Raw genomic sequence first — 11716 nt, forward strand, 5'->3', positions numbered from 1 at the left:
CGAATGCCGGGCCATTTAGCCCGGCATTTTTTCACGTGATGCAAAACTCTCTTCAATGCACTCAAGAAACACCCGCATCGCCGGGCTAACGACTTTTCCGGCATGATAACCACACAATGCCGTAATTAACTCAGGTTGTTCACTGAACGGTAATTCAATCAACTCCCCTGAACGTAACTCCTTCTCGACGGCAAAATGCGGCAAAAAGCTGATCCCAAGATTTGCCGATACGCACTGCTTAATACTTTCAATGCTCCATAACTCAATGGTATTTTCCAGCGTAATCTGTCGTTTACGCAGTAGCCCCTCGAAGCGTTGTCTGAAAATACATTGCGGCTCATTAATGATAAAACTGCAGGGAATGTGCTGGTTATGCTGAGTAAAATCAACGTGCTGAAGCAGTGGCGAAGCAACTAATGCCAGTGACTGATCGCCAAGCGGCATCAACTCCAGGGCATCGTCATTACCCACCCGATAAAAGACCCCCAGATCAACATCATCACTGAGCAATGCATCGCGAATGACATAACAGTTGAGCGACTGTAAAGACAGCCGCACATGGGGCGCACGTTGTTTAAATCGCTGTAAAACCTGCGGCATTTTATACGCCAGCAGCGTTTCGCCTGTTGCGACACGTAGATCGCCGCTCGGCTGCGCATCCTGATGTGCCGACTGTCGAATCGATGCCATCACGCGCGTCAGGTCATGGATATGCGGCATCAGCCGTTTTCCCTCACTGGTGAGACACATCCGGCGACCAATTTTTTCAAACAACTGCACCGAAAGCTCTTGCTCAAGCTGTTGAATATGAAAGGTAACCGTTGATTGCGTACAGCACAGTTTTTGTGATGCCCGCAGAAATGAACCCTCTTCCACCACCGTTTTTAGCGTAATAAACCGACGTAAATCCATCCGCACCAACCCATCGAAAATATCGAACTCAGAATGCAAAAACATTCATTTTTTTTAATATTTTGCCTCGGGTACTGTCTACCAAAACAGAGGAGATAACAAGTGACCCCCACGCTTTTAAGTGCATTCTGGACCTATACATTGATTACCGCGCTAACCCCCGGACCAAACAACATCCTTGCGCTCAGCGCCGCGACGTCACACGGTTTTCGTCAGAGTACACGCGTACTGGCCGAAATGAGTCTGGGCTTTTTAATCGTCATGATGATGTGCGCCGGGATTTCATTTTCACTGGCGGTCATGGATCCAGCCATCATCCATTGGCTTAGTTGGGCTGGGGCCGCTTATATCCTGTGGCTGGCGCTGAAGATCGCCACCAGCCCGACCTCGAACGATAGATTGCAGTCAGAGCCGATTAGCTTCTGGGCAAGTTTTGGCTTGCAGTTTGTTAACGTGAAAATCATTTTGTACGGCATTACCGCGTTATCCACGTTCGTATTACCGTACACTCAGGACGCCCACTGGCTGATTGGGGTGAGTATTCTGTTAGCGCTGATCGGCACCTTCGGGAATGCCTGCTGGGCGCTGGCGGGCCATCTTTTTCAGCGCGTTTTTTGCCATTACGGTCGACAGTTGAATATCATTCTGGCGCTGCTGTTGGTGTATTGCGCGGTGAGGATCTTTTACTAACAGATGCAAAAAAGCGGAAGACGCACTGGCATCTTCCGCTTTTTGATTCTCTGCTAAACGGGGTTATTCCCCGTGAGCCTTACAGGCTCTCAGTAAAGGTACGAGCAATAACGTCGCGCTGCTGTTCTGGGGTCAGAGAGTTGAAACGCACTGCATAACCAGAAACACGGATGGTCAGCTGCGGATATTTTTCCGGATGCTTAACTGCATCTTCCAGCGTTTCGCGACGCAGAACGTTCACGTTCAGGTGCTGACCACCTTCCACGCGGACTTCCGGCTGTACGTCTACCGGTACTTCACGGTATTCGATTTCGCCCAGTTTGCTGACTGCAACAACTTCATCAGCATTGAAACCTGCTTTCGCAACGATGCAGCGAGCTTCGCCTTTTTCGCTGTCCAGCAGCCAGAAAGAGTTCAGCAGGTCGTCGTTTGCAGCTTTAGTAATCTGGATACCTGTAATCATTTGATGCCTCCCCGGCAAAATTATTTGATCTCGGTTGGCCGTCATCCGGCCAATTGGTAAAACCATTGTTGCTTGAGTGTATATATACCCCTCACACACCCTTGAATCTTTGATTTAAATCAATAAAAACCACACATGAAAAGTGGTGATAGGTGGATTTTATTGTTTTACATCAACTTACACCATGTGTGCAGATAAACTTTTTACATAAATTTTCAACTATCTTTAAGGGGTAGACCATTGAGTAACGTACAGAATTTTGCGACGTCGAAAGAAGCAGTTAAGCTAGGGGGATTGAAAATTCGCAGGAGAGCGAGATGGCCACCGAATTAACCTGGCACGATGTGCTGGCTGAAGAGAAACAGCAGCCTTATTTTGTTAACACACTGCATACTGTTGCCGGCGAGCGTCAATCGGGAATGACAATTTATCCGCCGCAAAAAGATGTGTTTAACGCTTTTCGCTTTACCGAGCTTGGTGACGTGAAAGTCGTCATCCTGGGTCAGGATCCTTACCACGGTCCAGGCCAGGCACACGGTCTCGCGTTCTCTGTTCGCCCCGGCATTGCCACTCCACCCTCGTTGCTGAATATGTACAAAGAGCTGGAGGCAACAATTCCAGGCTTCACGCGCCCAACGCACGGATATCTGGAAAGCTGGGCACGCCAGGGGGTACTGTTACTTAACACCGTACTCACCGTCCGCGCCGGCCAGGCACATTCTCACGCCAGCCTTGGATGGGAAACATTTACCGATAAAGTCATAAGTCTGATTAACCAACATCGGGAAGGCGTGGTTTTCCTGCTCTGGGGTTCTCACGCACAGAAGAAAGGCGCGATTATTGATACGCAGCGTCACCATGTGTTGAAAGCGCCCCACCCATCACCGCTCTCTGCGCATCGCGGTTTCTTTGGCTGCAATCACTTTGCACTGGCGAATGAATGGCTGGAACAACGAGGTGAAAAGCCAATTGACTGGATGCCAGTGTTACCCGCAGAAAGCGAATAAAAAAATGCCAGCGATTCGCTGGCATTTTTATTATCAGGCTTTGTTCTGACGCCACCACTCCGCGAGCAGCACGCCTGTTGCCACAGAAACGTTTAGCGTTTCTACCTTGCCAGTGCCGTCAATCGCAACGCACAGATCGTCGGCTGAGCATGCTGCTTCTGGCAGAGCTTCACGCTCACGCCCTAATACCAGCACCATTTTTTCCGGCAGCGTGGTAGTAAACAGCGGTTTGCCTTTCGCGCTTGAGGTCATCACAACCGTGTAACCCGCCTGGCGGAAGTCGTCCAGCACATCAACAATGCTGTCGCCGGTAATCGGCTGAACGTGCTCAGCTCCGCCTTCAGCGGTACGGATGGCCGCACCTGATTCCAGCAGCGCCGCATCCTGAACCACTACGCCTTTCACACCGAAGTGCGCGCAGCTACGCATCATGCCGCCCAGGTTATGCGGGTTAGCGATATCTTCCAGTGCCAGCACACAATCCTGCGCCCCTGCCTGACCGACCCACTGCTTAACGGTAGTACCGTTACGTTTTTTGATCAGGAAACAAACGCCACCGTGGTGTTCTGTGCCAGAGGCTTTCGCCAGCTCGGCTTCGTCAACCACGTGATAGGCTTTGCGGTTTGCCGCCATCCAACGTAATGCTTCTTTAAAGCGCGGGGTTACGCTCTGAACAAACCAGGCGCGGACGATGGCGTCCGGACGACTCTGGAACAGAGCCTGACAGGCATTCTCACCGTAAACGCGGGTTTCTTCCGCACGCTGACGGCGTAATACTTCAGGATCGATAAAGCTCTTACCGCTAATACCGCCGTGATCGGCTTTATCCGCTGCGTCATCATTCGGTGCGCGGGACACGGTACGCCACGGTGAATCTTCACGTCTGTGGTCACGTTCTACATCGCGGTCACGACCACGTTCACGACCGCGTTCGCTGTTCGGACCCTTTCGGTCATCACGGGCAGGGCGACGACCGCCTTCGGCTCGGGAAGTACCGGGGCGACCGCCGCCTTTTCCGGTACGTGGATTTTGGGTGCGTTTATCCGAGTCATCGTCACTGCGGACGTACATCACTTTGACCTTGCCGTTTTTGTTCTTCAGTTCGTCGCTCATGTTTTTCTCCACCTGCTCTGCGCGAAGCGCGCAGATTACCCGATGTGCACGTCGTTAGCCATTATTTCATTTAAAAGCTAAGGACTATTGTACTCATTGAATAAAACGCATTGTTGTTTAGAACAGACTCCCCGATAATATGTAACATAATAGAAACATACTGGCGTTCCTGCCGTGAAGTCCACTCCACTCATCCAGAGGTTAGTTATGAATACCGTTTGTACCAGCTGCCAGGCTATCAACCGCATCCCCGACGATCGTGTCCAGGAAGCGGCTAAATGCGGACGCTGTGGTCACGACCTGTTTGATGGGGAGGTGATCAATGCGACCGGTGAGACACTGGATAAACTGTTAAAAGACGATCTCCCGGTGGTCGTTGACTTTTGGGCCCCCTGGTGTGGTCCATGTCGTAACTTCGCCCCGATTTTTGAAGATGTCGCGGAAGAGCGTAGCGGTAAAGTGCGTTTTGTTAAAGTGAATACGGAAGCCGAGCGTGAACTCAGCGCCCGTTTCGGTATCCGCAGCATTCCGACCATTATGATTTTCAAAAAAGGGGAAATCGTCGACATGCTTAACGGCGCTGTACCAAAAGCCCCATTTGATAGCTGGCTTAACGAATCATTATAATCTCTACGGGGCGCATCTTGTGCCCCGTTTTCACCTCTGCGACAATAGCGTTTTTCAACGTGTTTCCCCATGACCGATAACGCTGTTCTTCAGTTACGCGCTGAGCGCCTCGCGCGCGCCACGCGTCCTTTCCTTGCCCGAGGTAATCGCGTTCGCCGCTGTCAGCGCTGCCTGCTGCCGCAGAAACTCTGCTTGTGCGCAACGCTGGCACCCTCTGAGGCAAAAAGTCGCTTTTGTCTGGTGATGTTTGATACCGAGCCGATGAAGCCCAGCAACACGGGGCGTTTGATTGCTGATATTCTGCCCGATACCACGGCTTTTCAGTGGTCACGCACCGAGCCGCCGCAGGCGCTGCTGGAACTGGTGAAAAATCCGGATTACCAGCCGATGGTTGTATTCCCGGCCTCCTATGCGGGTGAAGAGCGTGAAGTGATTTTCACGCCACCAGCCGGTAAGCCACCATTGTTTATCATGCTCGACGGTACCTGGCCTGAGGCGCGTAAAATGTTCCGCAAAAGCCCGTACCTCGATAACCTACCGGTGATCTCCGTTGATTTATCACGCCTTTCTGCTTACCACCTGCGTGGCGTTCACGCTGAAGGGCAATATTGCACTGCTGAAGTGGCCATCGCCTTGTTGGATCTGGCGGGAGATACGCAAGCCGCAGAAGGGTTAAGCGATCATTTCACTCGCTTTAAAACCCGCTACCTGGCAGGAAAAACTCAACATCAGGGAAGCGTCACAGCAGATTCATCAGAAAACGTTTAAAATCATTCGGTCACTGGTGTCATTAAGGAAGCCGATATGAGTCAGCGTGCTCTGGAAGCACTACTGCGACCGAAATCCATTGCGGTGATTGGGGCGTCAATGAAGCCTAATCGCGCGGGTTACCTGATGATGCGTAACCTGCTTGCCGGCGGTTTCAATGGACCTGTTTTACCGGTGACGCCCGCATGGAAAGCGGTGCTGGGCGTACTGGCATGGCCCAATATCAACAGCCTGCCCTTTAGCCCGGATCTCGCCGTGTTGTGCACCAATGCCAGCCGTAACCTGGCGTTACTCGAAGCGCTTGGCGAGAAAGGCTGTAAAACCTGCATTATTCTCTCAGCTCCCGCGGCGCAGCACGCAGAGCTGCTGGCCTGCGCATCACGCTACAACATACGTTTGCTGGGCCCCAACAGCCTGGGACTTCTCGCGCCCTGGCAAGGGCTTAACGCCAGCTTTTCCCCCGTCCCGATTAAGCGCGGCAAGCTGGCTTTTATCTCTCAATCCGCTGCCGTATCCAACACCATACTCGACTGGGCACAGCAGAGAGAAATGGGCTTTTCTTACTTTATCGCGCTGGGTGATAGCCTGGATATCGACGTTGATGAGCTGCTGGATTACCTGGCGCGCGACAGCAAAACCAGCGCGATATTGCTGTATCTCGAGCATTTAAGTGATGCCCGACGCTTTGTTTCCGCCGCCCGCAGCGCCTCGCGCAATAAACCTATTTTGGTGATTAAGAGCGGTCGTAGTCCAGCGGCGCAGCGTTTACTGCATACCAGCGCCGGGATGGACCCTGCGTGGGATGCCGCTATTCAGCGTGCCGGCTTATTACGCGTGCAAGACACTCACGAGCTGTTTTCGGCGGTCGAAACCCTGAGCCACATGCGTCCACTACGTGGCGACAGGCTGATGATCATCAGCAATGGGGCCGCGCCTGCCGCACTGGCATTAGATGAACTGTGGTCAAAAAATGGCAAGTTGGCGACGTTGAGTGAAGACACCTGCCAGAAATTACGCGATGCATTGCCTGAACATGTTGATATCGCCAACCCGCTGGATCTGCGTGATGACGCCAGCAGCGAACACTACGTTAAGACGCTGGATATTTTGCTCGCCAGCCAGGATTTCGACGCGCTGATGGTGATTCATTCACCCAGCGCAGCCGCTCCCGGAACCGAAAGCGCACTGGCATTGATTGAAGCGGTAAAGCATCACCCCCGAGGAAAATTCGTCTCGTTGCTGACCAACTGGTGCGGAGAGTTTTCCTCTCAGGAAGCCCGCAGACTGTTTAGCGAAGCCGGACTGCCCACCTACCGCACGCCGGAAGGTACCATCACCGCATTTATGCATATGGTGGAGTATCGGCGAAACCAGAAGCAGCTACGAGAAACGCCTGCGCTGCCTGACAGCCTGACCTCCAACACCGCCGAAGCGCATAATCTGTTACAGCGTGCGATTGCTGAAGGAGCGACATCGCTTGATACCCATGAAGTGCAGCCGATTTTACAGGCTTATGGCTTACACACGCTGCCAACGTGGATCGCCAGCGACAGCGCGGAAGCCGTACACATCGCGGAGCAAATCGGCTACCCGGTGGCGCTCAAGCTGCGTTCTCCTGATATTCCGCATAAATCAGAAGTTCAGGGGGTGATGCTCTACCTGCGTACAGCCACTGAAGTGCAACAGGCCGCCAATGCAATTTTCGATCGGGTAAAAATGGCCTGGCCGCAGGCACGCATTCACGGCTTATTAGTGCAAAGTATGGCGAATCGCGCCGGCGCTCAGGAGCTTCGCGTCGTCGTTGAACACGACCCGGTATTTGGCCCGTTGATTATGTTGGGTGAAGGTGGTGTTGAGTGGCGACCGGAAGATCAAGCCGTGGTGGCATTGCCGCCATTGAACATGAATCTGGCGCGTTATCTGGTGATCCAGGGGATCAAAAATAAAAAGATCCGCGCGCGCAGCGCACTGCGCCCATTGGATATCGCCGGGTTGAGCCAACTTCTGGTGCAGGTCTCCAACTTGATCGTCGATTGCCCGGAAATTCAGCGTCTGGATATTCATCCGCTGCTGGCCTCGGCCGGAGAATTTACCGCGCTGGACGTTACGCTGGATATTGCCCCTTTCACGGGAGATAACGAAAGCAGACTGGCTGTACGTCCCTACCCTCATCAGCTTGAAGAGTGGGTGGAGTTGAAGAACGGCGAACGCTGTCTGTTCCGCCCCATTTTGCCGGAGGATGAACCTCATCTTCAGCAGTTCATTTCTCAGGTGACAAAAGAAGATCTTTATTATCGCTATTTCAGTGAGATCAACGAATTTACCCACGAAGATTTAGCCAATATGACGCAGATCGACTACGATCGGGAAATGGCCTTTGTTGCGGTGCGTTGTAAAGATAATCACGAAGAGATCCTCGGCGTAACGCGAGCAATCTCGGATCCTGATAACGTAGACGCTGAGTTTGCCGTACTGGTTCGTTCCGATCTCAAAGGGCTTGGACTGGGTCGCCGATTGATGGAAAAATTAATTGCCTATACTCGAGATCACGGACTTATACGTTTGAATGGTATTACGATGCCGAACAATCGTGGGATGGTCGCCCTGGCCCGAAAACTCGGGTTTGTTGTTGACGTCCAGCTCGAAGAGGGAATTGTTGGGCTAACGCTTAATCTGGCCCAATGTGAGGAATCGTGAGTAAGGTACTGGAAATGTTGACCACATTAATGGGTACTGGTGGTATCATTGCCCGCTTATGTCGTCTGCATAGCACAGAGGACCCTTCAATGAACAGAGAAGAAATGCACTGTGATGTTGTCAAAATTTAAGCGTAATAAACATCAACAACACCTTGCCCAACTACCCAAGATTTCTCAGTCAGTTGATGATGTAGATTTCTTTTATGCTCCCGCTAATTTCAGGGAGACTCTGCTGGAAAAAATAGCCAGCGCGACGCGACGGATCTGCATTATTGCGCTGTACCTGGAACAGGATGACGGTGGTAAAGGCATACTTGACGCTCTCTATGCGGCAAAACGGCAGCGTCCTGAGCTGGATGTCCGGGTGCTTGTCGACTGGCACCGAGCCCAGCGCGGTCGTATTGGTGCTGCGGCATCCAATACCAATGCTGATTGGTATTGCCGAATGGCGCAAGAAAACCCTGGTATCGATATTCCTGTCTACGGTGTCCCGATTAACACCCGCGAAGCGCTTGGCGTCCTGCATTTCAAAGGCTTTATCATTGATGACAGCGTCCTGTACAGCGGGGCCAGTCTGAATGATGTTTACCTGCATCAGCATGATAAATATCGCTATGACCGTTATCAGTTGATTCGCAACGCGCAAATGGCCGATATCATGTTCGATTGGGTGACGCAAAACCTGATGAACGGTCGCGGCGTTAACCGTCTTGATGATATCAACCGCCCTAAAAGCCCAGAAATTAAAAACGACATCCGCCTGTACCGTCAGGAACTGCGCGATGCGTCATTCCATTTTCAGGGTGATGCTGATAACGAACAGCTTTCGGTTACGCCTCTGGTTGGCCTTGGGAAATCCAGTCTGTTAAATAAGACCATTTTCCATCTTATGCCCTGCGCGGAGCACAAGCTTACAATCTGTACCCCTTATTTCAACCTTCCGGCCATACTGGTGCGCAATATCATTCAACTGCTGCGTGAAGGGAAAAAGGTTGAAATCATTGTCGGTGATAAAACCGCCAACGACTTTTTCATCCCGGAAGATGAGCCATTCAAGATCATCGGTGCGCTGCCTTATCTGTATGAAATCAATCTGCGCCGTTTCTTGAGCAGATTGCAGTATTACGTGAATACCGACCAGCTGGTCGTACGCCTATGGAAAGATGATGACAACACCTATCATCTGAAAGGTATGTGGGTTGATGATAAATGGATGCTGCTCACCGGCAACAATCTTAACCCTCGCGCCTGGCGTCTGGATCTGGAAAACGCCATCCTTATTCACGATCCTAAGCAAGAGCTCACCCCTCAGCGCGATAAAGAGCTGGAGCTTATCCGTACGCATACTACCGTCGTTAAGCACTATCGCGACCTGCAAAGCATTGCTGACTATCCAGTCAAAGTGCGTAAGCTCATCCGTCGACTACGCCGTATTCGTATCGACAGATTAATTAGCCGTATTCTGTAATCAAGACCCCGTCCAGTGACGGGGTTTTTCATATGGAGGTAACGGTGCGCCTGTTCATTCTTACCAGTGTCCTTGCCATTTCGGGCTGCAGCCATATGGCTAACGACCAGTGGAGCGGGCAAGACAAAGCTCAACACTTCATCGCCTCCGCCATGCTTGCCGCAGCCGGCAATGAATATGCCCAACATCAGGGCAACAGCCGCGATCGCAGTGCGGCTATCGGCCTGATGTTCTCAGTCAGCCTGGGTGCGTCAAAAGAGCTATGGGACAGCCGTCCCGCAGGGAGCGGCTGGAGCTGGAAGGACTTCGCCTGGGATGTTGCAGGCGCATCTACCGGCTATGCGGTCTGGCAACTGGCACATTACTAGAGGCGCAGACCTTTCCCTTTCCCATGCAGCATTAGCGATACTAAAAACGCAACTACTGCCAGCGCAGTGACGTACCAGAAGAATGTCGTTTCCATACCGACAGACTTCAGGGACAACGCGACATATTCGGCTGAACCGCCAAACAGCGCATTGGCCACCGCATAAGATAAGCCGACCCCAAGAGCGCGTACCTGTGCCGGGAACATTTCGGCCTTCAGAATACCGCTAATTGACGTATAGAAACTGACGATTAACAGAGCACACATCACCAGAGCAAACGCCATATACGGGGATGTTACGCTTTGCAATGCTGTCAGAATGGGAACGGTGAAAATCGCGGCCAACGCGCCAAAACACAGCATTGAAGTACGCCGGCCAATTTTATCTGACAAGGCGCCGAACAGCGGTTGTACCAGCATGAACACACACAGTGCCGCCGTCATAATCCCACTGGCTACGTTGGCATGCATACCTGCTGTATTAACCAGGTACTTCTGCATATAGGTTGTGAACGTATAAAAACACAATGATCCCGCGGCGGTAAAACCAAGCACCATGACAAAAGCTTTGCGATTACGCCACAGACCTTTCAGGGAACCCGCTTCTTTCAGCGCGCGAACATCCTGTTTCGAGGTTTCATCCAGTTGGCGACGCAGCCATAGCGCAACAATAGCCAGCACGGCGCCCAACGCAAATGGAATACGCCAACCCCACTCTCTGAGCGCTGAGTCTTCTAACGTGTGCTGTAATATGACCACAACCAGTAATGCCAGTAACTGTCCGCCGATTAACGTTACGTACTGGAATGAAGCATAAAAACCTTTCTTACCTTCAACGGCGACTTCACTCATATAGGTCGCGCTGGTTCCGTATTCACCACCGACAGATAACCCCTGGAATAGCCTTGCCAGCAGTAATAGCGCAGGCGCCCAGGTACCGATAGTTTCATATCCCGGTAGACAAGCGATCACCAACGATCCCATGCACATCATACAAACGGACAGCAACATGGACTTTTTACGCCCGTGCTTATCCGCGATACGGCCAAACAGCCAGCCTCCAATTGGTCGCATCAAGAAGCCAGCGGCAAAAACGCCAGCGGTTTGTAAGAGTTGTGTGGTGGTATTTCCTGATGGAAAAAAGATATGAGCAAAATAAAGAGAGCAGAATGAATAGATATAGAAATCAAACCATTCGACCAGATTCCCTGATGATGCTCCGACAATCGCCCATATACGACGACGGGTATCGCCGTCTGCCAGCGCCCCGTTCTCAGTTACACTACTATCAGCCATTAGAATTGTACCCCTGCCAACGATCGCGTGAATTTATCAATGATGGTTGTGTGTTTTTTAGTGAATAGAATGTTATATAATTGTTATATCTTATTGTGCGGTAAAGATCACGATTTTAATTAGCAGAGAAAGGATTCAGATATGTTCGAGGGAGAGATCCGTGTAGTAGTTCGAGACAGTGATCGATTAAGGCTGTTACGCCGCATCCGGCAATGTACCGCCGCGTTGCCTGATGCGCTGCGCTTATCAGGCCTACAAAATACGTTCAGCCCGGCCCCTGTAGGCCGGATAAGGCGGCACGCCGCA

At 51.7% G+C, this 11716-nt stretch carries 11 protein-coding genes; 7 read left to right on the forward strand and 4 right to left on the reverse strand.

Annotated elements, in window-relative coordinates:
• Nucleotides 1-15 precede the first annotated feature (15 nt).
• The gene (locus tag OGY08_RS07010) at nucleotides 16-912 is read right to left on the reverse strand and encodes a LysR family transcriptional regulator (RefSeq protein ID WP_100247265.1); all 897 of its coding nucleotides are present in this window, start codon (nucleotides 910-912) and stop codon (nucleotides 16-18) included.
• Between the two features lie 102 nt (nucleotides 913-1014).
• On the opposite strand from OGY08_RS07010, the gene eamB reads away from it, so the two are divergent.
• Nucleotides 1015-1602 carry a cysteine/O-acetylserine transporter gene (gene eamB, locus OGY08_RS07015; protein ID WP_286565847.1) on the forward strand — a complete coding sequence of 196 codons (588 nt, stop codon included), beginning with the start codon at nucleotides 1015-1017 and terminating at the stop codon, nucleotides 1600-1602.
• Nucleotides 1603-1681: 79 nt separating this feature from the next.
• Here eamB and grcA read toward each other — a convergent pair whose 3' ends face one another.
• Nucleotides 1682-2065: an autonomous glycyl radical cofactor GrcA gene (grcA, locus tag OGY08_RS07020; RefSeq protein WP_003037563.1), complete on the reverse strand. Its 384-nt coding sequence runs from the start codon at nucleotides 2063-2065 to the stop codon at nucleotides 1682-1684.
• A gap of 317 nt (nucleotides 2066-2382) precedes the next feature.
• Here grcA and ung point away from each other — a divergent pair, with 317 nt between their 5' ends.
• The gene (gene ung, locus OGY08_RS07025; RefSeq protein ID WP_057066702.1) at nucleotides 2383-3072 is read left to right on the forward strand and encodes a uracil-DNA glycosylase; all 690 of its coding nucleotides are present in this window, start codon (nucleotides 2383-2385) and stop codon (nucleotides 3070-3072) included.
• Between the two features lie 33 nt (nucleotides 3073-3105).
• Here ung and OGY08_RS07030 read toward each other — a convergent pair whose 3' ends face one another.
• Nucleotides 3106-4185, reverse strand: coding sequence for a tRNA/rRNA methyltransferase (locus OGY08_RS07030; protein ID WP_057066700.1), 1080 nt, complete (start codon nucleotides 4183-4185; stop codon nucleotides 3106-3108).
• 207 nt (nucleotides 4186-4392) lie between these two features.
• Between OGY08_RS07030 and trxC the strand changes: the two genes are divergently transcribed.
• From trxC to OGY08_RS07060, 5 genes are all read left to right on the forward strand, one after another.
• Nucleotides 4393-4812, forward strand: coding sequence for a thioredoxin TrxC (trxC, locus tag OGY08_RS07035; protein WP_008785506.1), 420 nt, complete (start codon nucleotides 4393-4395; stop codon nucleotides 4810-4812).
• A 69-nt stretch (nucleotides 4813-4881) separates the two neighbouring features.
• The gene (gene tapT / locus OGY08_RS07040) at nucleotides 4882-5580 is read left to right on the forward strand and encodes a tRNA-uridine aminocarboxypropyltransferase (protein ID WP_003835347.1); all 699 of its coding nucleotides are present in this window, start codon (nucleotides 4882-4884) and stop codon (nucleotides 5578-5580) included.
• A 36-nt stretch (nucleotides 5581-5616) separates the two neighbouring features.
• Entirely contained in the window at nucleotides 5617-8277 is a 2661-nt protein-coding gene (locus OGY08_RS07045) for a bifunctional acetate--CoA ligase family protein/GNAT family N-acetyltransferase (protein WP_286565848.1), read from the forward strand.
• A gap of 114 nt (nucleotides 8278-8391) precedes the next feature.
• A complete protein-coding gene (gene pssA / locus OGY08_RS07055) occupies nucleotides 8392-9747 on the forward strand; it encodes a CDP-diacylglycerol--serine O-phosphatidyltransferase (RefSeq protein WP_003835350.1) in 1356 nt (451 codons plus the stop codon).
• A 32-nt stretch (nucleotides 9748-9779) separates the two neighbouring features.
• Entirely contained in the window at nucleotides 9780-10115 is a 336-nt protein-coding gene (locus tag OGY08_RS07060; RefSeq protein ID WP_008785509.1) for a YfiM family lipoprotein, read from the forward strand.
• Here the strand turns inward: OGY08_RS07060 and OGY08_RS07065 are convergent.
• On the reverse strand, nucleotides 10112-11410 hold the full coding sequence (locus OGY08_RS07065) for an MFS transporter (RefSeq protein ID WP_008785510.1): 1299 nt from the start codon (nucleotides 11408-11410) through the stop codon (nucleotides 10112-10114). The genes OGY08_RS07060 and OGY08_RS07065 overlap by 4 nt on opposite strands.
• Between the last annotated feature and the right edge of the window lie 306 nt (nucleotides 11411-11716).

This window comes from Citrobacter sp. Cpo069 (genome assembly GCF_030332785.1).
GTDB classification, from domain to species: Bacteria; Pseudomonadota; Gammaproteobacteria; order Enterobacterales; family Enterobacteriaceae; genus Citrobacter; species Citrobacter portucalensis.